Source organism: Nostoc piscinale CENA21, from assembly GCF_001298445.1.
Classification (GTDB): Bacteria; Cyanobacteriota; Cyanobacteriia; order Cyanobacteriales; family Nostocaceae; genus Nostoc_B; species Nostoc_B piscinale_A.
In genome coordinates this window covers 2,858,596-2,881,296 of sequence record NZ_CP012036.1, presented here as the reverse complement: position 1 = coordinate 2,881,296, position 22,701 = coordinate 2,858,596, and the positions used below count along the sequence as shown (strand labels likewise).

The window sequence follows — 22,701 nt, the reverse complement described above, 5'->3', positions numbered from 1 at the left end:
AACCGTACAGCAGACATCCCGGATAATTTCCCAATACTCTAACCGTTTATTTTGTGTTGTTTCTCTGTGACCTTGGCTGCTTTTGAGTGTTTTTTTTGACTGTCAATTCTTGTTTTTGGAGAAATCTGCACATTGCACTCTCACTCAATCTGACTCCTGTTTTTTCTCCCCAATATTCACAATATTCGGCTAGGGTATAATCTGGAAATTCCGCCACCATTTCCTCTATCTGGTGTTCATAACCAGACAGTTGACTTGCTTTTCCTCCCGTTGCTGGTCTTGGCTGTAACGTTCCTTGTTCCCGTTTTTGCTTTACCAATCCTTGCACTGTATTTTTACTTACCTTGAATCTTGCTGCTACTTTCCTAATTGATGTATTTCCTGCTTCGTAAACACTAATTATTTTCTCTCTTAAATCTATTGAGTATGGTTTCATCTTATTTTTTACTTTATCTTCTTAAATATTGTGCCTAACTGTTACGCAAAGTGCTGTATTTATTATCCTGATAAACCACAATAATGTTTAGAAAATCCTGAGACAGTAAGTGCAGATCCAGTTTTAGCAGGATTTATTTTAAATACTTCTAGTATTTGGTCACTATCCTAATCGATTAATAATTGTTGTGATATTGCAAGCAATATAACCAATTGCTAAAGGTGATTTATCATTTAAAAGTAATAGAATTTGCTGGAGATTTTGTACGAGATTTGCCCTATAAATCTGCCAGAGTTTTTCTTGTAGTTGATGCAAAATGCGATCGCCAACAATATCATCACTGCCTGGACGCAATAACCAATGGGTTCGCAAAATTTTAAAATCAGCGATATCTTGACTCTGCATAACCTGAATTATCTCTTGAGTCCCACGTTCTACTAATTCATCGGTGACAATTTTCATCACCATTGGTTGCAAAGTAAAAGCTGGTGCATCACTACAAATCCATTTTTCTAAAAGCGATCGCCGTTCCAAGCTGACAATAGCATCTAAAACTGTAGCTGGGTCGAGAGAAATGAGTAAATGAGTTTGCAAGCGACTAAAAGAAATTGGTTGTTGCCAAATTGCTAACCAATAGAGAATATCTTGTTCTAAATCACTCAGTTGTTCAAACTGTTGCTTAAGGATAGCACGCAAGCGATCGCCAATTACTATCGTATTTTGACTCAGAAAAGCCGCAATATTCTTACCAAACACAGACTGAATCAATGGCGTAACTAGTTTGAGTGCCAAAGGATTGCCGCGATAAAGTTGAATCAAGGGTGATAATCCGATTTCCTTACCTGTGAATCCTCTGGCTTGCAATAGTTCCACAGCCGCAGCTTTTGGTAATCCTGTTAAAGTGAGACTGCGAACCGTTTTACTATTCGACTCAATAATATTTGGTTGTTCTCGACTGGTGAGGATAATGCAACTTTGATGATGAGCGCGGCTTAATTGCTGGATAAATTGATGATAGTGTTTCTCTGACTCATCCAACCCATCAAGTATTAATAAACACCGACGCTGTTGCAGATGGTGAATGAGTTTTGCGGTATCTTGGGAAAAATCATCAACTGGAGTTTGCTTAAAGGTGTGGAGAAGTCCATCTAACAGCAAAACTAGGGATGGCGCAAAATGAAGGGTTTTCCAGATTAAGCCATCAAATTTTAACTGAAGACAATCAGCTAAAGCCAGAGCCAGAGACGTTTTGCCAATGCCAGCCATCCCTGTGATAATGATTAGTTTACAGCGATTGCCTACAATCCATTGTTCAAGCTTAGTTAATTCTTGATTGCGTCCATAAAAACTTTCAACATCAGGTGCTTCATCCCAGTCAAGGTATTGTGTAGAGACTTCCTCGAAGTCTGCGTCAAGTATTTCTGCAATACTTTGCCAATCATTAATGCCAACAGCCTGACAGATAGCGATGAAAATTTCTTGTTGAATGCGATCGCCCTGCCAAAATCGCCTTAAACTAGCTCTAGAAGTGTGAGCATCTTGCCACCAACGCGCCGTACTAGTTTTCGTCCAACCAAGACGTTTTCGCGCCTTGTCTACAATTGCCAGTCCAGTTGTTGATGCTTTGAGCGAGTTTGACATATATCTGTTAACTGAGCAGATTTTTAAACATCTATTAAAGACCAATAAAGTTCAGTTAAGCATCAGGCAAAGAAATTAATAATTATGGGGAGTTGTATTTTGACTTACCACTTAGGCATAATTTAAACTTCTACCTTGTAATTCAAATTTAATTCGTCTCCGGTTGTACCTCTAATACCCCAGTTAGATTTGGGGGTTTCAAAAATGGTGATTTCAATGTCGTTAACAGAGATGCCGAAGGTTTCATAAATATCTTTAATTAACTTCCGAATCAGCTCTTTTTTGGTTTCAACTGAGCGTCCTTCAAACATGACAATTTCGATAACTAGATAATTATATGATCTGTCTTGAGGATAGTAAAAATTTTCTGCGTCTAAAGGAAAAAATCGCTGAAATTTCTTTTCAGTGGCAATTTTTAAAATTTCAACTAGTGAGGTATGAATAATGTGAGATAAATCTGATTTAATAGGATTTAGTTGATCAGCTAAACCATATACTTTAACTTGTACCATAGCTTTTAAGATTAGTGTTTATATACTGTTTTAAGTGAGTAATTATTCTTTGGATATGAATTACATCGTCGTATAATTTACTCATCATTATTGCACCTTCTAAAGTTGCAATAATAATAGTTGCGACTTCATCAGCATTCACACCAGAACGAATTTCACCTCTATCAATTCCCTTGGTAATAATTTGAGAAATTAAGTTAAGCCAAGAGTTCATTGCTTGTTGCGCCCGATCGCGCAATCCTGGATGAGCATCATCACTTTCAATTGCTGTATTTAACAGTGGACAACCACCTTTAATGGGCGGATACTCAACAAAACTGCTAAATACTTCCATAATCGCTTCTAGACGTTCTATTGCATGATGTTTACTCCTAATTGCGGCTTTTGTTCGCTGACTTACAAGGGCTATCGCAAAATCAAAGGCTTGGAGTGCTAGTTCATCTTTACTAGAAAAGTGATTGTAAATTCCGCCTTTCTGCAATCCGGTAACACGCATAATATCTGAAATTGACGAACCCGCATATCCCTGTTGGTTAAACAGTTCCGCTGCTTGTTGGAGAATGCGAGTTTTTGTTTCTTCGCCTTTGGACATATAGAAAAGTGCTGAGTGTTGAGTGTATATTCAGCATTTTGAAGCCTTGATGTCAATTTTACCGACCGATTGGTTTGATTAAAAATAACATCATAAAAAGTTATAAATCAATCCTGGCAGAGATGATTAACAATAAATACAGTCATAGTGATGAATTATGCTTCCCAACCGTTACCAAAACTTTAATCAGATTCAGCAACTTGACCCAGTAACCGACCATAGCCAGATATATTATCTGATGTCGGGTTATGAATTTTCGTGGGAAATGCAGCGATCGCTAGAAGTCGCCTTAATGCGAACCTACTGTGTTCCCAGCATATCTAAATTACTCGATCAGACCAAAGAATTTCATCAGCGTCCGCAAAAACGCTATGACGACACATCGATTTTGTTGGTAGAAATTGTTAAATGGGGTTATGAAAGCGATCGCGGTCAACAAGCATTGCAACGGATGAACGCCATCCACGGACGCTTTAAAATTGACAACGCCGATTTTTTATATGTGCTTTCGACCTTTATTTATGATCCTATCGACTGGAATGCCAATTTTGGTTGGCGGTTGATGTGCGAGCAAGAAAAATTAGCGTCTTTTTACTTTTGGCGAGAAGTCGGTAAGAGGATGCACATTGAAAATATTCCCGAAACCTACGCAGAGTTTGAACGCTATAAACTCGACTACGAAAAGAAAAATTTTCGCTATTCTGACACAAACCGCCGTATTGGAGAATCAACACTTGCTTTATTTTTAAGTTGGTTTCCTTGGTGGATGCGACAACCTTTGAAACCAATCATCTATGCTTTACTTGATGAGACAATGCTTGATGCCTTTGGTTTTGAACATCCTTCTCCGTGGCTGCGTTCTGTTATGGTCAAAATCCTCAAATTCCGCGCCAAATTCATGCACTGGCTTCCACCCCGGACTCAGACTAATTTTTATATTGATTCTCCTATCCGCAGTTACCCAAATGGTTACGAGATAGCTAATGTGGGGTCAGAGGTAGGCTTTTGACTCTGTAGCTTTTGTGAGGTGTGGTTCATGCACTTATACCCCACACCCTTTTACCCAGTCTCTACAGAAAATCTTTGTGCGTAAGTACTTAGTCAATCTATAACCGTAATTTTCCTGAGATACTGAGCTTTGTGAATTTAATCTTGAAGAAGACTTCAGTAAATTCATCAAAACTCATTCAAAAAATTACCTTATCTTTGAAAAATTGATTGATACTGATGGCTGTCACAGGTAATCTAATAAATAATAGATACATTAACTTCATTGGTCTTGAGAACTTCCATGACCACTCATAGCCTGTTTACCGATTTAGAAGAACCAAATTTTGTTAAACCCAATCTTCAGCCATTAAATCTCCAACTTGGGCAAGAGAAAATTTATAGCTTCTTCATGGAAATTGTCAATGAAAAGTCTCCAGAAGAAGTCTTGCGAGAATTTAAAAGATTATTTTTTGACTTTCTAGAATCAGGTAGTTTAAATACAGTACCTCTAATTCGGAAAATCATCTCAGCCAACAATGAGCAGGAATTTCGGAATACTATTAAGCGTTGTTGCTATATCATAGTTAATAACTGGGCATCTAAAAGAAAATATGAAGCTATTCAAGAATTAATTAACTTATTAGTTAATTATGATGTTCCATGCAAAAAGAGCAGTTATACCAGTTTGCATATATATAAAAGCTGGCTCAAAAATTTTGTTAAGAGTGAAGACTATCAAGAATTAAAATTATTTGCTCATAAACACGATCATAAAGGTAAGACTCACTGGAGTAATCGCTATGCAGCTTATTTATTAGTTGCCCAATCTTTAGATGTTAATAATCCCAAAGAGCAACAAGAAGCAGCTAGGCAACTTTCTAAGCAAATGAAGGACAATTTTAAATTTGAACTAGCAATGTATATTGCGCGTTCTCAGTCCTCGGCTTCTAGTTCTACACGGTATGTCAATCCTAGCATTCTGGGCGATAATGTTTTACGTTTGATTAAAATGATTATCCTGAAAAAAGGATTATTCAGTTATGAAAATTTAGCCAATATATTTATTAAACAAACACAGGAGCAAACATTTAAAGGATTTAAAGAAAGTATACGTAAGTACTTATTTTTTTCTGTTAAAAATCTAGATTTAGTCAAAATATTAAATCAAGAATTAAAAGAAAATTTAGCTAATTGGAAACCAGAATATGATGAAGAAGTTTTAGATAAAAACTTATTTCTGAGAAGCTGTAATCGGTTGATTGATTGTCTAACCACAGAAAATGGACGAGAACCTTCACAGTTATTTATCTTATTACTTTCTCAAGGTCATCCATTAACTTTAGTAATTATTCTCCTCAAAATCATTTTAATTTGTCAGAATTCTCGCAGCCATTTGGAAATTAGAATTGCTCATTTAATTCGTTATTACGAAAAATTACCCAAAGATGAGTGCAAATGGGTTATTAATTTTCTAGAAATTTTCAACATCACTTTTGCAATCTACGCTGAGAACATTGAATATAACTTGATTAAAGTTGAAGAAGCCAAACAAAATTCTCAAGGTAAGTCTAAGATAGATACTTACCATGTGTTTTCCCAATTAAGGGAGAATATTTATTAATAAGTGCTAAACAGATTGTGGGTGGATGGAACTTAGTATTATTGGGAAAATATAGTGTTTTTTTGTTTAACCAATAAAGACAGTCTGTCGCCACCATTTTTCAATATCTTTCATTTGTTGGGTTTCACGATCGCTACACCCAACTTTGTATATTGATGCAAGTGCTAGGTTTGGCAATTGTTTTCAGAATTCATAAATCTACCCTGAGTCTGCAAACAAACACTAATAAGCCGATGTAAATATTTTGACTTTGTGAAGTTTGCCAGCAAACCTCTACAATTTGCTTGACACAAATTTTGGCGATAGTACAATCGACACTAGTTAACGAAAAATCAGGGTAATTAATATTGTACTTGTAATAAATATTACAAAATTAGTACATAGTTACTGAAAATTGATCAGATCGCACTATTCCAAGTTAGGATGATCAGTTAGCGATGCCTTGATTTGGCAATCGATATTGAGTTGTTGAGATTTTATGGACAAAAGTCCACAAGACGGCAGTACGAACCTCCTCTAAGCTAGTGAGCGTGTCTCTCGGCGCGGGGGAGGCACATAGGAGGTATTCATGCTTATACAGGACATTCGTGATTCACTGTTCAATGTCTCTGATTTAAATCAGTTGAAATGCGATTTAAATGGGTTACAACCCGTAGATGTCGGTGAATATATTACACAATTACCAGAAAAACAACGAGCGATCGCTTTTCGGCTGTTAAATAAAGCCCAGGCAATTGACGTGTTTGAATATCTACCCACAGATGTGCAGGAAGAACTAATTAACTCTCTGCATGATGTCCAGGTAGTACAAATTATGGAGGCGATGAGTCCTGATGAACGGGCAGAATTATTTGATGAATTGCCGGCTGGAGTAGTTAAACGCTTATTACAACAGCTAAGTTCCGAACAAAGACAAGCAACCGCCACAATTCTGGGTTATCCCGAAGGTACGGCTGGGCGGGTGATGACTACAGAATATGTGCGTTTACAAGAAGGTTTAACCGTTGGTGAAGCCCTCAGCAAAATTCGCCGTCAAGACGAAGATAAGGAAACAATTTACTACGCCTACGTTACAGACAATAACCGTAAACTTGTCAGAGTAGTTTCGTTGCGTCAGTTATTGTTTACTTTTCCTGATGTCTATATTCGTGATATATCTAGCGATCGCGTCATCAAAGTTAAAACCGAAACGCCGCAAGAAGAAGTCGCCCAAATCATGAAGCGTTACGACTTAATCGCTATCCCGGTAGTAGACAGGGAAGATAGATTAGTCGGCATCATCACTATTGATGATGTGATTGATATTTTAGAAGAAGAAGCCACCGAAGACATCCAAAAACTAGCCGGGGTGAGTGGTGATGAAGAAGCTTTATCGCCGCCCTTAGTTACCATTCGCAAGCGCCTACCGTGGTTGCTGGCAATTATGGCATTGTACATTGGTGCGGCAAGTGCGATCGCACCTTTTCAATCAGTAATTGCGGCTGTACCAGTATTAGCTGTCATTATGCCAATTTTCTCCAACACAGGCGGGACTGTGGGAATTCAAGCCTTAACTGTAACAATTAGAGGCTTGGGTGTTGGCGAAGTCACACCCAGAGATACTTTCAAAATTCTCCGTAAAGAAGTGCTGGCAGGTTTAGGCACAGCCGTAGTTTTAGCTATTACAATGATGGCACTATCGATGATTTGGGCGAAACCCCAAGAACGCTGGGTGGGTTTGGTTGCAGGTACAGTTATGGCGACGAATACACTAGTGGCTGTGACTCTCGGTACACTATTACCAATGGGTTTAAAACGCCTGAAGCTTGACCCTGCATTAGTGAGTGGGCCATTAGTCACCACAATGCTAGATACTATCGGCTTTTTAACTTTCCTGACTTTAATTTCTGTAGCTTTGCATGTTTTTCACTTACCACAGTAATTAAAGGCAATTTTACTTAATGTAAAATTTAGTTTCATCACCAAAGAAGTTTGGTATGATATTTTATCGTTAGGACTTAAGTAAACAGCTTTTTCAACCCTATTCCCTTTGGCTCTGTGTCTCCTATCAAACCCCAGTTATTGGGTACTCTTGTAGAGTAAGCCAAGCCTCTAGCGCATCTAAGGTTTTCCTTACTCTGTATATCAGTCCTAATTGTCAATATATTGATGTCTCCGACATCTATAGTTTTGGGGTAAACAGCAAATATTTAACACCCCACAGCTATTGCATCAATATTATTAACGCAACCATTCCAGTTTAAATCTTTCAAGAGTGTGAGAGCATCTGTCATCTCATACAAAAGAAATTTGTTTGACAATATAGCAATCCTAAATGATTTATAAACATCTCTCTCCCTTGTCTTCCGTGTCTCTGTTGTTCACCTATCAAATAGGACTGTTATACGTGCAACTTATTTGTAAATCTCTATCTTAACAGGCGCAATCTAGAAAAGATTTGGCTTTTTCTTTACTAGGTTTTCCGCAAATTAGTTCTTGAGAATTTTTATTAGTATCAATTATTGATGAATATTAGCAGTGAAATTTTGTTAAATCTATTTACTAGTTGGAAGTTATGTGCTGTTTTGCAAGCAATTATATATCAGTAAAATGTATCAATTTTGATAACACATAATATTGATTGCGAGTCAACCTAAATAGATACAAAATTTGAATATTGATACTGAGTATATGAGCATTATTATGTGCTTATATTCCTTGAACAAATCTACAAACAATTAGGGATAGAGTATCTCTAGCTCTGTTGTGTTATGTACTGAGGTAATTCATTTAATTTTGATAAAACTATTGTCTGACAGGTCATATAGTTGACTCAATGAAGTTATATAAAGGTGAGGCATATCATCTCAAAGCCTTGGCTTTCCGGCATCATAGCCTAATGCTCCTGGGTAAATATCAAGCACATAAGCATTTCTCTGTAACTGCATAATTCTCTCTTGATGATGCCTTATTTAAAGATTTTTTTTAACTTCATAATGAAAATAACTGGATTTTAAAGATTACATAAACTGGACTTTAGCGTCACATTAACTTCATAGTATCTTGATTTATTTTAGACAGTTTATGTAGAAATATTTAACAGTATATACTTAATAAAAATTTCCTTTTGCTTTGAAGTTGTAGTAATATACAGTGTAATTAGTTACTCAACTATTTGCGAACTTAAGTTCTAAAGTATTGGGATCAATGCTTTGCTTGATTTCTTCGTACTCGTGACGAAAAAGCTACAATTCCTCTACGGAATCGGTAGCCCGGAAATTGTATTACTCCTAATGCGAAATAGACAGCCTTGAGTTTGTATTACTCAAATATTAAATAAGCTTGGAACTTAGTTAATGCGAAAACAACGAAGATTTCTTTTATTAATAGTGGGTTTATCTTTAGGCCTATCTGTACTGATGGGCTATATCAACCCACAAAAGGTCTTCGGTCAGATTGCCTTACCTGACGAAGAAACCTTATTTGCACGCCGACGAAACGAAGTAAATCCAGACTTGAGATTGTTTGAGGTTCAACCTCCTAATGGGCGCACCCTGCGTCCAGTCGAGCGTATACGTCGTGATACTTTTGGCGATGTAGGGTTTAACTCGATCACTACCTTGGCTCAGTTGGACAGATTAGTTTATCCTTCTCTACCAAATTCCGTGAAGGAAAGAGAGCTAGAAGGGGCTACTTTCTTTACTACCCCCAACATAGTTGAGAATGGTTTCGGGTCGATGGCCATGCAAACACGATGTGCAGGTTGTCACCTGAATAACCTGGAGTCAGTTCCCAACGAAGGACTGCTGACAGGTACTTCTACCGTCAGTAGAGCTAACAGAACAACTCCCACCAACTTCAGTTTTGTATCAGGTAGTACTGGAGTCAATGGTGGTGGTAGAGCGCCTGGTAGTGACTTAGATCCGGTCGAGCCAGATGGTACTGCTGACCTAAGTCGTCGTAGTGTGGCCGTCAGCACCGCAGAATTGGATGCGGTCAATAATACAGGACGAACCGCAGCTTTTACCGTATTTGGCGACTTTAACGCCTCAGCATCACCAGTCATTTTTGATGCGTTAAATGCTACTAGTCCCAGTGGTCAAGATTTTGGCGGTTTCTTACAGCATGTGCGCCCGCCAAGTGATCGACTCAGAGAAGTATTCGGTTTAGATTGTAGGCCAGATGCTATCCCCAGCGTTGCGGAAGATAGAAACCTTGCAGTAAATGGAGACCTTACTAACTTCAATAAAGCCACCGGACGGAGTACAACCGGATTTAGACGTGCTATTACCGAACTTGCTGGGCCTCCATATATTGGTCGTGGTTTGATAGAAGCGATTCCCAACGTGGATATTACAGGCGCTTCTGACCCTAACGATGCTAGAGGTGACAATTCTTCGATCAAAACTACTTTGTTCCAATGTAGTGGTGATTGCGTCACAGGTGTAACCAATACAATTCCTGCGAATGTGCCTGATGGCAGAGAAGATTCACTTGCTAGAGGGTTAGGACGTTTTGGTCTACGCGCCAATGGTTCAGAAATGATGCAGTTTATCGTTGGAGGTATGTTTGGTAGTCTGAGTATGACTAACCGCATCTCTCCTTTTGAGCAGAATATTGCTAACCCCGCTATTGCTCCTTACAATCGCGGCTGCCGCAATGAAGTAGCTGATCCAGAACTTCCTGTCAGCAGACCATTTAGCGAACGTAACTTCATCCGTTCCCTCGCTCCCCCAGAATTCGGTAGAGACCTGTTAGCTGTCCTGAGAGCTAAAGATCCTTCTAAAAATTTACCTGGTAACAATCCAGCTGCTAGAGTCCAAAGAGGGGCGAAGCTGTTTGGTATTGACTTGGTAGCATTTTCTAACCGGACTATTGCTGGTAAAATGCCTAGAGGCGGCGATGGTTTAGATCCCAATGCAATTAACCAGAGCGATCGTATGGTTGGTTGCGTTAACTGCCACACTCCAATTCAAAGAACTGGTCAGTCTCCGGCTACTGGCGACCCATCCTTGGGGCCTGATGCACAAGGACTTATCGATGCTCTCAGCTATCGTTGGGCTCCTATATTCTCTGATATCAACATCCACAGAGGCCCAGTCATTGATGTTGAAAGATATTCACCAATTCCCCGCGATCCATTCCTTGTAAACCGTGCTGACGCATTTGGTCAAAGTTCTGGTGCAGCTATCTTCGCAACCTACGATTTAATGCGTAACTTTGCCAGCGATTCCTTCTCCAATGTGAGAGGTACTGCTACTGGTGATCGTTTCCGTACACCACCTCTAATGGGTATTGGTAGAGTTGGCCCTCCATTCATGCACGATGCGCGTGTCTTCTTAAGTATCCTCAACCGTGACACCACACCTGCGGGTACTGTAACAACCAATAGCGAAGTCACCAACGAACCATTGGTTGTTCGCAATGTAGACGAAGCACTGCTGGCTGCAATTGAGCTACATGACCTACCTGCACCTGATGAACCCGGTAAGACCTCAAAACTGACTGGTGGTGGATGTCCTGTACCTCCAAATGTAGGTGGGAAATACTATAACAAACTTGGTTATGATGGCGTAGTTAACGGCACTGATCCCATTGTTATCGACTACGGTGCAAGACCTCAAGATGTCATTTGCCCACCATATAACAGTGCGCTTTCCAACACCAACCGAAGTGAAGCAAAAGAAGTTATGGCTCGCTTCCGTTCTCTAACACGCGATGATCAAAGAGCAATTATCGCTTTCTTGAGACAGTTGTAAAACCTCTTGGTTTGATTAGACATTAAGTGTTTAAAAATTGAATTACAGGGACGTTTTTGAAAACGTCCCTTCTTTTTTGCCTTTGATATCATGTCCGGCAAATCATATCATGTCCGCTTGATTACTTACAAAAACCGAAGAACCCACCCCGCCACAGCTACGCTATGTCTCCCCTCCCCGTTGACGGGGAGGGGTGGGGTGGTGCAAAGATTGTGGGAATCACAACTAATTAACCGGACATGATATCAGTTATGATTCAACACATCTGTGCAGAACTTTCATAATTGGTTTACTGGACTACTAGTACAGGTCGGCGTAAATAAACAAACCATAAGAAATTGCTAAAAGGCTTGTGGTATAGTTATTCTTTCTTTTTACTTTTGCCTTGTTGTACTAGTTAAAATTCGTTTCCTGTATACCCTGTAATTAGCCAGAGAAGGGAACGGACAACATCACGCAAAATCAGGTCTATTGGTTCTAATTCCGTGAGTTGAGAGGGTACTGAGACAGGAGTAAAAGCAATACCTCGACTACCAAGGACTACAGTAGCGATCGCTCTTGCTCTGGGCATGTGAAACTGAGAAGTAATTAAGAATATATGGTGTATCTGCTGTTGCTGGAAAACGAATTCAGCTTTCAGAAGTCATAATCCAGAATGATTGTTAAATCAAGATTTTGCTAGTAGAAATTTTAATAAATCTATAACTATGAGTCATCAACCTTTGATCAATTATGACTTCTGTATACTGATATAATGTCCGGCAAATCAGTTATGACTGACGCATATCTGTGCAGAAAGACGAAACTCTTTCTCCCCCTGCACCCTGCGGTCTTGATGATGAGTCTTTTACCGGACACGATATGAGTCTTATTCGATATTAGTCTCGATGTTGAAAGCAAGTGCTATTATTACCTCTGCATACTAAAAGTAAATACTTGGTAGAGAAGCAATTGATTGCATCTTGACACCACAACGCACATATTTATGCCTACTACCACCTGGAATCGTCATCACGTAATTTCTTTAGCTGACTTTACTATCGCTGAATACAATACTGTTTTACAAACGGCTGCAAGTTTTCAAGAAGTGCTATCACGGCGGACGAAGAAAGTACCAACTTTGCAAGGACAGGTGGTGGCGAATTTATTTTTTGAACCTTCTACCCGCACACGGAGCAGTTTTGAACTAGCAGCGAAACGTTTAAGTGCAGATACTTTAAATTTTGCGGCTTCTACTTCTTCGATGACCAAAGGTGAGACAATTCTCGATACAGCTAAGACTTATTTAGCGATGGGGACTGATATTATGGTCATCCGTCATAAAGAAGCAGGTGTCCCAGATGCGATCGCTCAAGAAATGGATCGGTTGGGTGTGCGAGTTAGTATACTAAATGCTGGCGATGGTCAACATGAACATCCTTCACAAGCATTGCTCGATTTATTTACAATCTGCACCTTAGTTGACCGAGATCACCCGAATATAGAAATGCTGGTGGGGAAAAAAAATTGCGATCGTTGGAGATATTTTACATTCTCGCGTAGCGCGATCAAATATTTGGAGCTTAATTGCCAGTGGCGCACAAGTGCATTTAGCTGCACCACCGACTTTGTTACCTAAATTATTTGCTGAGTATATATATAGTGAGAAAAAAGATACACTCAACGGTCAACTATTTTTACATTGGCAATTAGAACCAGCCTTGCAAGACGCAGACTTTGTGATGACTCTGCGACTGCAAAAAGAACGAATGACAGCACATTTACTCCCCAGTTTGCGGGAATATCATCAGTTATTTGGCATTACCAGACAAAAATTGCAACTGTGCAAGCCTGATGTGAAAGTTCTGCACCCCGGCCCTGTAAATCGTGGTGTAGAAATTAGTTCTGATTTAATGGATGACCCAGAATTTAGCTTGATTCAATCGCAAGTTACCAGTGGCGTAGCTGTCAGAATGGCGTTGTTATATTTGATTGGTAGTGGGAAGACTTAATGGAGGGGTGTAAGGGTGTAAGGGTGTAGGCAATAAATTTTGATTGGTAGTGGGAAGACTTAATGGAGGGGTGTAAGGGTGTAAGGGTGTAGGCAATAAATGATTAACCACCTTCGTTGAGAATTTCTTGTAAACTGAGTAGCAATTCATTCACAGTGTAGGGTTTGGCCAAGAATTTCTTGACACCCATTTTCATGATTTCCCCTAGTTTCTCTTTGGACATGAGTCCACTGGTGGCAATAATTTTGACTTGGGGGTTAATTTTTTGTAAGGTACGGATGGCTGTTATCCCATCCAATGAGGGCAACATAATGTCCATCAGCACGACACTAATTTTATTGGCATTTTTGGCGTATTGGGCGATCGCCTCAATGCCATCACTAGCAACTAAAGTTTCATAATGATGAGTTTCTAGGGATGTTCTGGTAATTTCTTGAATCGAGGGTTCATCATCCACAATCAGAATCAATTCTCCGTGACCGACTTGCAGTGTGATTTCGTCTTGGGTAAAAATTTCCTGTTCACCCACACTAGGCAAATAAACCCGAAAGCAAGTTCCGTTCCCGACTTGGCTTTCTACACTCACAAAGCCGCCGTGACTTTTCACAATTCCTAGAACCGTAGAAAGTCCTAAACCTGTGCCTTGTCCCACAGGTTTAGTCGTGAAAAATGGCTCAAAAATTCGATCTAAAATTTCCTCTGGAATGCCAATCCCGGTATCACAGATACTAATTACTGTGTAAGGGCCGACTTTGGCATCTAAATTCATCCGGGCGTAATTTTCATCAATTAACAAGTTTGCCGCAGTAATCGTTAAAGTACCACCATCGGGCATGGCATCACGGGCATTAACGCAGAGATTCATCAACACTTGATGCAGTTGGGTACTATCTCCCGAAACCATCCATAACTCAGGTGATAAGTCAAGTCGAACTTCAATAGATTTTGGTAGAGTTTCTTTTAAAATCTTGGCAACTTCCACAATTAAGTGTCGAGGTTGCAAGTTAATGCGTTGACCTTCCACACCCCGCGCAAACGATAGTACTTGTTTAACTAAGTCTGCACCACGTTTGGCATTAATTTCTAAAATTTCTAATAAATGCTGGGTTCGTTCATCAGCATCAGGGAACTTTAAAGGTAATAGTTGCGCTCCCGCTAAAATTGGTGTGAGGATATTGTTGAGGTCGTGGGCGATACCACTGGCTAAAGTGCCGATACTTTCCATGCGTTGGGCGCGAAACAGTTGCGATTCTAGGCGTTTTTTCTCCGTAATATCCGTATCTACTGTTAAAATTGATTGGGGTCTACCTTGGCGATCGCAAACCAAACTCCAGCGACTAGCAACTAATACATCTTTACCTGCTTTCGTTCTTTTCCTTAATTCACCTTGCCACTTACCTTTGCTGACGACGCTTAACCAAGCTGCTTCAAATTCGGGACAATAGTCATCAAATAATAACTCATTAACATTTCTGCCCCAAGCCTCTGATGCTTGCCAGCCATAAAGTTTTTCTGCGCCTTTGTTCCAAAATAGAATTTTATTTTCTAAATCGCGCACCAAAATAGCATCTGTGGTGATATCTAATAATGCTGCTTGTTCGCGGATTTTTGCTTCAGCTTGTTTGTTTTCAGTGATATCAATGCTGGCACAAGTTATCCCCACAATATCTTGCGCCTCATTTCGTAATGGCTCAACAGTCAAATCATAATAGCGAATTCCTTGGGGCGTAGTCAGTAATACTTCTGCTCTTGTACCTATCCCCGTAGTCAGAACACCTTGTTTAATGGTAGTTAAATTTTGAGCATCTTCATCTGGAAGCAGTTCTGAGTCATGCTTACCCAGCATATCTTCATTTGTCCATCCAGAAATCGAATTATAAACCCAGGTGTAATGTAACTCTCTATCTTGATTGAAAACAAAAATCGGTGAATTTTTCAGTGCTACGCGAAATCTTTCCTCACTCTGACGTAGTGCATCTTCAATTCGTTGACGCTCAATCGCATACCGCATCGAACGCACTAGCAAATCACCAGTTACTTGCCCCTTCACTAAATAATCTTGCGCTCCTTCTTGCATCGCGCGGAGTGCTAAAGTTTCGTCATCTAAACCTGTTAATACAATAATCGGTGTAGCTTTTGCTTGATGGGTAGCCCTTAAAAAAGTGCTAATGCCTTGACTATCAGGTAGAGACAGGTCTAGTAACATGACATCAAAACTATCTTGCGCTAATAAGTTGAGTGCTGCCGATAATTCCTCAACCGGACGCAAATCTACCTGTGTGGTTTTTACTTCTTTTAATAACTCCTGTAAGAGAAAAACATCGCCAGGGTTATCTTCAACTAATAAGACTTTTATTAATTCTCCTGCCATTTCCATTACTCCGGCGGCAGTTTTACGATCGCAAACCAGAAATTTTCTATGGATTGTACAATTTTAACGAATTGATCAAAATCTACTGGCTTGGTGATATAACAATTAGCAGCCAAATTATAAGCTTTAAGAATATCTTCTTCCGATTGGGAAGTAGTCAGGACAACGACGGGGATTCGTTTGAGATTGTCGTCAGATTTAATTTCTGCCAATACCTCCCGTCCATCTTTGCGCGGTAAATTTAAATCTAACAATACAATATCAGGATGAGGTTTCCTGACATAGTTGTCCTGCTTGCGTAAAAATGCCATCGCCTCTACACCATCTTCCACAACATTGAGGTTAATTGAGATTTTGCTATCTTGTAAGGCAATGCGTGTCAGTTCCGCATCACCAGGATTATCTTCAACTAACAAAACCTCAATTGGCATAATTTGTTGTGGGTTATTCACGATTGTTGACCTGCTTGATCTGGAATTGTGAAATAGAATTTCGAGCCTTGGCCCGATTCTGACTCAACCCAGATACGTCCGCCGTGGCGTTCTATGATTTTCTTACAAATTGCCAAACCAATTCCAGTACCCGGATACTTACTTCTACCATGCAAACGCTGAAAAATCACAAAAATACGTTCAGCGTACTGTGCCTCTAAACCAATTCCATTATCACTCACACAGAATAACCATTCTTGAGGAGTGCTGAGTGCTGAGTGCTGAGTGCTGAGTGTTGAGGGGGGAGACAAGGTAGAAGAAACATCTTTGTCTAAGTTTCCCCCTTGTCCCCCTTGTCCACCTTGTCCCCCATCTCCTTCATCTGCTCGAAATGCACCAATATGAATGCGTGGTGCGATGTCTCGGCGGAATTTGATGGCGTTAGCAATGAGGTTTTGAAAGACTTGTGTGAGTTGTATGGGATCGGCTGTAATTATGGGGAGATGGTCGTAAGTAATTTCTGCGCTACTATCTTCTATAGCAAATTTCAGGTTGGCGATCGCCTGCCCTAAAATCTCTGCACAATCAACTTCTACAAAAGGTTGTCCCCTTGTTGTTACCCGTGAATAATTTAACAAGTCATTGATCAGATTTTGCATTCGCCGCGCCCCATCTACGGCATAGTTAATAAACTGATCCGCAGTTGCATCAAGTTGGCTGCTGTATTTCCGCTCTAGTAGCTGTAAATAACTTGTCACCATCCGCAATGGTTCTTGCAAATCATGAGAAGCGACATAAGCAAACTGTTCTAATTCAGAATTAGAACGTGCTAACTCTTGAACATGGCGGGTTTCTTGTTCTAAAAGCTGTGCTTGGGATAAAGCGATACCAATTTGATTAGCTAACTGGAGTAATAATTCCGTTTCAAAGTTGTTCCAATGACGGGGATGAGCGCACTGATGAGCAACTAATAAACCCCAAATCCCATCTCGAATTAAAATTGGAACTACGAGGTTAGCTTGGACACCAAACTGCTGCAAAAATTCTTTATGACAGTCTTGAATGTTAGCTGTTGCAATGTCAAAAATTGCACTGATGCGTCCTTGACGATATTTTTCTATGTAGTTTTCTTGGAAACAAGGGTCAAGAATATTTTGGCCTAAAACCACAGGCCAACCTGGTAGGACAGCCTCTTGCACTACTGTACCGGAACCATCAGGACACAGGCGAAAAATTAACACTCGGTCAGCTTGCAGCAGTTTTTGGACTTCTTTAACTGTGGTTTGCAGAATTTCTTCTAACTGTAGAGATTCTCGGATTTTTAGTGTGATTTCGGCAAATAATTGCGATCGCAAGTTTTGTCGTTTTAATTCTTCTTCGGCTTGCTTGCGGTCAGTTACATCCAGCGTGACACCAATCATCCGAATCGGTTGATTAGCCACATCATAAATAACCGTACCCCTAGCTAATATCCAATGAATGCTGTTATCTGGCCAAATACAGCGATATTCTGCCTCGTAATCACCATGATTTTCTATAGCTTCTCTAACACACTCTTGCATATAAGAGCGATCGTCAGGATGAATACATTCCAGCAACTTATTATAGGTAAACTCAACTTCTGGCGACAGACCAAAGTTGAGATGACACTGGCTAGAAGCAGCTAATTCCCTTGTTTTCAGGTCAAGTTGCCAAGAACCCAGTTTAGCCGCCTGTAGTGCTAACTTCAATCTTTGGTCACTCTCGCGCAAAAATGCTTCTGTTTGCTGTCTTTCAGCTAAATTCCGCCTTAGTTCTAACTGACTAATTACCTGACGGCCTAAAGCCAACAAAGCCTCTACTTGTTGTTGGTTCAGTTTCCGTGGTTGTGGGTCAATGGCACAGAGCGTTCCTAATATCTGTCCATCAGGAGAAATCAAAGGCACACCTGCATAAAACCGCACATGGGGATAGCCAGTAACTGCGGGATTCGCAGCATATTGCTCATTGACTAAAGTATCGTTAATAACAACGATGTCTTGACGCTCTAAGCAAAGATACGATAAGCCAACATTACGAGGCATTTCTGGCACATCTATACCAAGTTTCGCCTTAAACCACTGACGGTTTTCATCAATGAAATTGACCAAAGCAATGGAAGTACCACAAATAAAAGCTGCTAACCGGGCAAGATTGTCGTAGGCTTGTTCTGGTTCAGTATCTAAAATCTGATATCGGCGCAGAGCTTCTAGCCTCGCCTGTTCTTGATGATAAGATTCAGTTTGCATTAATTTTGGGAAAAAACTCAAAAAAAGGGTTGATTAAAAGTGTGGAAAAATTTGATTTTTAATTAATATTTTTTTTACTTTAGTTAATAATTTAACTAACTTTGAGTTTTTAGAGGAGTTTTTTTAGATTTTTAAGGTAAGCGATCGCCCTAAACTTAAATATTGGGCGTAACTCCAGTGTAGACAAAATAGATAAGAGAATAGGGTGTAGGGAATGGGCAATAGGAAGTAGGGAAAATCCTACACCCCTACACTCTTACACCCCTATACCCCCACCAAAGCCGCCTCTCGCAACTTAGCACTCAACTCGCACATATTACCTGTATTGATTCGGTAACTTAACGGATGTCCAATTAACCGCGCCGTACTGTGATACAAAGTCTCCAATTCAATTAAGCCATTTTCGCGCAAAGTCCGCCCTGTAGAAACCAAATCCACAATAGCTTCTGACATCCCTGTAATTGGGCCAAGTTCCACAGAACCAGACAACGGTACTATTTCCACTGGTAAATCTAAACTTTGAAAATATTCCCTAGCACAATTGACATACTTAGAGGCAATTCGGCTGTGCGGCGGAAAATCTAAAGGTGATTTGTAAGGACTAGCTGCTTTAACTGCCACCGACATGCGACAATAGCCAAATTGTAAATCAACCAAATGGGCTACCTGTGGCTGTTTTTCTCGCAATACATCATAACCAACAATCCCCAACTGTGCCTGACCATATTCTACATAGACAGGTACATCCTGTGCGCGTACCAACAAACCCTTAGCTTGTCCACTCGCATCAAGAATCTGAAGTTGGCGATTTCCAGAATCTAAAAAAGCACTAAAATCTAATCCCACAGATTGTAACAGGCGGATGCTATTTTTTAGTAGTTCCCCTTTCGGTAGTGCGACAGTCAACATTCTTTTTCTTGATATCCTTAGCGTGTAGACAGTTCATTTATTATTGAGAATATCTCGATTGCTTACCATAAGCAGCATGAGAATTTTATTAGTTGATGATGAAGCCGAATTAACAGACCCCTTAAGTCGCGTGTTAACTCGTGAAGGTTACACCGTAGATGCGGCTTATGATGGGGCTAATGGTAGTCATCTGGCCGCAGCCAGTCATTATGACTTACTAATTTTAGATTGGATGTTGCCAGGAAAAACTGGATTAGAAATTTGCCAAGAATTGCGACGACAAGGCAAAAATACACCTGTGTTGTTTCTTACCGCTAAAGACACCTTAGACGATCGCGTGCAAGGTTTAGACGCTGGTGCAGATGATTATTTAGTTAAACCCTTTGAATTACGGGAATTGTTAGCCAGAGTCCGGGCTTTACTGCGTCGTGGAAGTTCCCAAACCTATGAAACCACTCCCGGAAGATTAGTTGTTGCTGATTTAGAACTTGATTGCGACAACCAAGTAGCTTACCGCCAAGGGCGCATTATTGAACTATCCCAAAAAGAAAGTCAACTGTTGCAATACTTTATGGAACACACAGGACAGTTGCTAACTCACGCCCAAATTATGGAGCATCTCTGGCAAGATGAAGAACAGCCAAGTAGCAACGTCATCGCAGCATTAATTCGCCTGTTGCGCCGCAAGATTGAGGTAGGTAAAGAAACCACTTTGATTCATACAGTGTATGGTAAAGGCTATCGCTTTGGTAGTGCTTTTGTCGAGTAAAAGCGATCGCACTTTAATGATTAGTTTAGGCGATCATAAAATCAATAAATTTTCCCACCCACCTACTTTAGGAGTAAAAGATCCTCATCTATAGCTCATAGTACAACAAAGCAAAAGTAAAAAGGCAAAAGTAAACAGCAATAATAGTTATACTACAAGCCTTTTAGCAATTTCTTATGGTCTGTTTATTTACGCCGCACTGTACTAGCCCCTTTTTTACTCAAGTTCCACAATCACTGGTGTATGATCGCTGGGTTGGGGTAATGTTCTGGGATTCACGTCAATAATGCAACTTTTGGCACGCTCATACAACACTGGTGTGAGATAGTGATGATCAATCCGCCAGCCTAAGTTGCGGCGAAAGGCGGCTGTGCGATAATCCCACCAACTATAATGTCCGCCTTCCGTAGTAAACTTGCGGAAAGCATCAGCAAAGCCTAATTCCAGAATATCTCTCAAGGCTTGGCGTTCTGCTGGTGACGACATAATATGGTTATCTGCATTTACCTTGTCATGAATATCTATCGATTCCAGCGCAATATTAAAGTCACCGCAAATGCAAATGGCTGATTGTGACTTGAGCAGAAATTGTAAATACTCTCGTAACACAGTTAACCAGCGTAACTTAAATTCATATTTTTCACTGCCAATGGCAGAACCATTAGGTACATATAAATTCACAATCCGAATATCATCAATCACACCTGTAATTACGCGTTTCTGCTCATCCCATTCTGGTTCTAGGTGAGGCAATATAGCGGTGAATCCGGCAGAAACATCTTTGAGTGGTTGACGGGAGATGAGGGCAACACCGTTATAAGCTTTTTGTCCTGAGATGTAGAGATGATAGCCTAATTCGACAAAAGGCGATCGCGGGAAATCGGCATCTATGACTTTTGTTTCTTGCAAACAAAGCACATCCACAGGATTCTCACGTAACCAATAGATCACCTGTTCTAGACGAGTGCGAATTGAATTAACATTCCAAGTTACAATTTTCATTTAGTTATTTATCTAAATTAATGCCTAAGATTCCCAGATAACAAAATTTTAGTATTATTTAATCTTTATGTTAATGATCCTCGTAACTGCCGATTTTTAAACAGATTATTCTTCTAAGAAAATTGATCCCGGATGGGATTTTTAGTATTTATGGCTACAAAATCTAGCTTTTTGTAAGTTCTGCTACAAAATATTCAGACTAATTCTGATTCTCAAGGTAGATGAAAATCAAGGAAGGTGAGCTATATTTTAAAGGTGTAGACACTTAGTGGCTACAACCTGTAAATGGTCTTAAATTTAGCGGTAGACAAAGACGTTAGTGTTAACTAATGTTGCACTCTTGCAAGTCAGTTAAGTTAATTGAAATCTTAAAAGAGTCAGTAAAAATGCTTTGTCTTCGAGAAAAGATTTTAATAATCTTTATAGCAAGACTTTCTGACAGTCCGAACCAAAACAACTTATGACAATCGCTCAGGTAGCCCCCTTTATGGGAACGAGTTCCGCCTTCAAATTATGGAGGAATTGAACTGTTAATGAGTTGCTTGACCGATGAATTAATGCGCCTTGTCCATGAAGTAACTTTGTTTGCTTCTGGTGATTCACAAACTCTGGCTCGTTTAGTAGCAATTCATCCACAGGCATTACCCTTAGATAGTAATTTCCAAGAGTATGCAGTGTGTGAAATGTTGGAAAAGAGCCAAACTGATCAACAAGCTGCGGAATTCGGCATCATTCATTCTCATGTAGAAATTGGGGCATTACCTTTAGCGAGTTTGGTTACAACTCCCAGTGTGCAGAGTATGCACAGCAATTTTACAAAAGATAATGTTAACGTCTACAGTCACCACCAAAAGCAAGCTTACATCAGCATTAGTCACACTCAAAGGCAAATTAATTTAAATTATCTTGCCATAGTTGGTAACGGAATTTTGCTTGCAGATTATCCGTTAATGCCACAAAATTGAGCGTTACTCAAATGGTTGACAGCTACGAAACAGCCTAGAAAAAAATTATAAAAAATCGCATCAACCTCAATGGTTACATCCATACCGCTCAAGGGCGGCAATAATTTACAACCTTTTTACCTGCATTTAACATCAATCTTATTTTTAAGGAGGACATTGGAATGAGTATGCGAGCCAACACTTGCCCGTGTTGCGGTGGTTCCCTACTGCGTCATGTCCGTCATGGTGAACTATATTGGTTTTGCCTGTCGTGCCGACAAGAAGTACCGCTGTTAACAATTAATCGCTTAAATAATGGAGAAACCCGGAATACAGGAGTGCTGACTCAGCCAAAGATTAATACTTAAGTCTTGAGGGGTTAAGCACAAAGGTTTTTTAGGGAGACTGGGTGTAAGGGTATAGGGATGTACTTATTCAGAACCCTTACATCAAATCTCAACAGATAATCTTTGTGTTTAAAAACCTT

At 39.9% G+C, this 22,701-nt stretch carries 15 protein-coding genes and 3 pseudogenes; 8 read left to right on the top strand and 10 right to left on the bottom strand.

All coding sequences use genetic code 11. The features are described 5' to 3' along the window. Positions 1-46: 46 nt before the first annotated feature. The 4 genes from ACX27_RS12445 to ACX27_RS12430 form a co-directional block, all read right to left on the bottom strand. On the bottom strand, positions 47-436 hold the full coding sequence (locus tag ACX27_RS12445; RefSeq protein ID WP_062292294.1) for a helix-turn-helix domain-containing protein: 390 nt from the start codon (positions 434-436) through the stop codon (positions 47-49). A gap of 162 nt (positions 437-598) precedes the next feature. Then, on the bottom strand, positions 599-2,077 hold the full coding sequence (locus ACX27_RS12440) for an NB-ARC domain-containing protein (RefSeq protein WP_062292689.1): 1,479 nt from the start codon (positions 2,075-2,077) through the stop codon (positions 599-601). Positions 2,078-2,199: 122 nt separating this feature from the next. Then, complete coding sequence (locus ACX27_RS12435; protein WP_062292686.1) at positions 2,200-2,589, bottom strand: tautomerase family protein; 390 nt, start codon at positions 2,587-2,589, stop codon at positions 2,200-2,202. Then, positions 2,576-3,181 (bottom strand): TetR/AcrR family transcriptional regulator, encoded by a 606-nt coding sequence (locus ACX27_RS12430; RefSeq protein ID WP_062292682.1) that lies wholly within the window; start codon positions 3,179-3,181, stop codon positions 2,576-2,578. Before ACX27_RS12430 ends, ACX27_RS12435 begins: the two co-directional genes overlap by 14 nt. 157 nt (positions 3,182-3,338) lie before the next feature. Between ACX27_RS12430 and ACX27_RS12425 the strand changes: the two genes are divergently transcribed. The 4 genes from ACX27_RS12425 (at position 3,339) to ACX27_RS12410 (ending at position 11,530) form a co-directional block, all read left to right on the top strand. Beyond that, on the top strand, positions 3,339-4,190 hold the full coding sequence (locus tag ACX27_RS12425) for an oxygenase MpaB family protein (protein ID WP_062292678.1): 852 nt from the start codon (positions 3,339-3,341) through the stop codon (positions 4,188-4,190). Positions 4,191-4,472: 282 nt separating this feature from the next. Beyond that, complete coding sequence (locus tag ACX27_RS12420) at positions 4,473-5,792, top strand: hypothetical protein (RefSeq protein WP_062292674.1); 1,320 nt, start codon at positions 4,473-4,475, stop codon at positions 5,790-5,792. A 568-nt stretch (positions 5,793-6,360) separates the two neighbouring features. After that, positions 6,361-7,713, top strand: a complete 1,353-nt coding sequence (mgtE, locus tag ACX27_RS12415; protein WP_062292671.1) for a magnesium transporter — start codon at positions 6,361-6,363, stop codon at positions 7,711-7,713. 1,414 nt (positions 7,714-9,127) lie between these two features. Continuing rightward, positions 9,128-11,530, top strand: a complete 2,403-nt coding sequence (locus ACX27_RS12410) for a cytochrome c family protein (RefSeq protein WP_062292668.1) — start codon at positions 9,128-9,130, stop codon at positions 11,528-11,530. Between the two features lie 397 nt (positions 11,531-11,927). Here ACX27_RS12410 and ACX27_RS12405 read toward each other — a convergent pair. Further along, positions 11,928-12,152: pseudogene (locus ACX27_RS12405) on the bottom strand (YdcF family protein); the annotation flags it as partial. Positions 12,153-12,515: 363 nt separating this feature from the next. Between ACX27_RS12405 and ACX27_RS12400 the strand changes: the two are divergent. Further along, positions 12,516-13,521 (top strand): annotated as a pseudogene (locus ACX27_RS12400) (aspartate carbamoyltransferase catalytic subunit). Between the two features lie 103 nt (positions 13,522-13,624). Here the strand turns inward: ACX27_RS12400 and ACX27_RS12395 are convergent. The 4 genes from ACX27_RS12395 to hisG all read right to left on the bottom strand — a co-directional run bounded on the left by ACX27_RS12395 (position 13,625) and on the right by hisG (position 19,499). Next, positions 13,625-15,892: a hybrid sensor histidine kinase/response regulator gene (locus ACX27_RS12395; protein WP_062298313.1), complete on the bottom strand. Its 2,268-nt coding sequence runs from the start codon at positions 15,890-15,892 to the stop codon at positions 13,625-13,627. Positions 15,893-15,897: 5 nt separating this feature from the next. Then, complete coding sequence (locus ACX27_RS12390; protein WP_062298311.1) at positions 15,898-16,323, bottom strand: response regulator; 426 nt, start codon at positions 16,321-16,323, stop codon at positions 15,898-15,900. A 17-nt stretch (positions 16,324-16,340) separates the two neighbouring features. After that, on the bottom strand, positions 16,341-18,590 hold the full coding sequence (locus ACX27_RS12385) for a GAF domain-containing protein (protein WP_062292665.1): 2,250 nt from the start codon (positions 18,588-18,590) through the stop codon (positions 16,341-16,343). Positions 18,591-18,854: 264 nt separating this feature from the next. Next, positions 18,855-19,499, bottom strand: a complete 645-nt coding sequence (gene hisG, locus ACX27_RS12380) for an ATP phosphoribosyltransferase (protein WP_062292662.1) — start codon at positions 19,497-19,499, stop codon at positions 18,855-18,857. Positions 19,500-19,575: 76 nt separating this feature from the next. On the opposite strand from hisG, the gene rppA reads away from it, so the two are divergent. Next, positions 19,576-20,268: a two-component system response regulator RppA gene (rppA, locus tag ACX27_RS12375; RefSeq protein ID WP_062292659.1), complete on the top strand. Its 693-nt coding sequence runs from the start codon at positions 19,576-19,578 to the stop codon at positions 20,266-20,268. 216 nt (positions 20,269-20,484) lie between these two features. Here the strand turns inward: rppA and xth are convergent, their stop codons facing one another. Further along, a complete protein-coding gene (xth, locus tag ACX27_RS12370) occupies positions 20,485-21,270 on the bottom strand; it encodes an exodeoxyribonuclease III (protein WP_062292656.1) in 786 nt (261 codons plus the stop codon). Positions 21,271-21,730: 460 nt separating this feature from the next. Here xth and ACX27_RS12365 point away from each other — a divergent pair. Both ACX27_RS12365 and ACX27_RS30875 read left to right on the top strand, forming a co-directional pair. Then, a pseudogene (locus tag ACX27_RS12365) lies at positions 21,731-22,229 on the top strand (glycosyltransferase family protein); the annotation flags it as partial. A 167-nt stretch (positions 22,230-22,396) separates the two neighbouring features. After that, complete coding sequence (locus tag ACX27_RS30875; RefSeq protein ID WP_083468729.1) at positions 22,397-22,582, top strand: hypothetical protein; 186 nt, start codon at positions 22,397-22,399, stop codon at positions 22,580-22,582. Positions 22,583-22,701 lie beyond the last annotated feature (119 nt).

Coding starts and splice junctions, on each gene's coding strand:
- ACX27_RS12445 (WP_062292294.1), bottom strand. CDS start 436: ATGAAACCATACTCAATAGATTTAAGAGAGAAAATAATTAGTGTTTAC.
- ACX27_RS12440 (WP_062292689.1), bottom strand. CDS start 2,077: ATGTCAAACTCGCTCAAAGCATCAACAACTGGACTGGCAATTGTAGAC.
- ACX27_RS12435 (WP_062292686.1), bottom strand. CDS start 2,589: ATGGTACAAGTTAAAGTATATGGTTTAGCTGATCAACTAAATCCTATT.
- ACX27_RS12430 (WP_062292682.1), bottom strand. CDS start 3,181: ATGTCCAAAGGCGAAGAAACAAAAACTCGCATTCTCCAACAAGCAGCG.
- ACX27_RS12425 (WP_062292678.1), top strand. CDS start 3,339: ATGCTTCCCAACCGTTACCAAAACTTTAATCAGATTCAGCAACTTGAC.
- ACX27_RS12420 (WP_062292674.1), top strand. CDS start 4,473: ATGACCACTCATAGCCTGTTTACCGATTTAGAAGAACCAAATTTTGTT.
- mgtE (WP_062292671.1), top strand. CDS start 6,361: ATGCTTATACAGGACATTCGTGATTCACTGTTCAATGTCTCTGATTTA.
- ACX27_RS12410 (WP_062292668.1), top strand. CDS start 9,128: ATGCGAAAACAACGAAGATTTCTTTTATTAATAGTGGGTTTATCTTTA.
- ACX27_RS12395 (WP_062298313.1), bottom strand. CDS start 15,892: ATGGCAGGAGAATTAATAAAAGTCTTATTAGTTGAAGATAACCCTGGC.
- ACX27_RS12390 (WP_062298311.1), bottom strand. CDS start 16,323: ATGCCAATTGAGGTTTTGTTAGTTGAAGATAATCCTGGTGATGCGGAA.
- ACX27_RS12385 (WP_062292665.1), bottom strand. CDS start 18,590: ATGCAAACTGAATCTTATCATCAAGAACAGGCGAGGCTAGAAGCTCTG.
- hisG (WP_062292662.1), bottom strand. CDS start 19,499: ATGTTGACTGTCGCACTACCGAAAGGGGAACTACTAAAAAATAGCATC.
- rppA (WP_062292659.1), top strand. CDS start 19,576: ATGAGAATTTTATTAGTTGATGATGAAGCCGAATTAACAGACCCCTTA.
- xth (WP_062292656.1), bottom strand. CDS start 21,270: ATGAAAATTGTAACTTGGAATGTTAATTCAATTCGCACTCGTCTAGAA.
- ACX27_RS30875 (WP_083468729.1), top strand. CDS start 22,397: ATGAGTATGCGAGCCAACACTTGCCCGTGTTGCGGTGGTTCCCTACTG.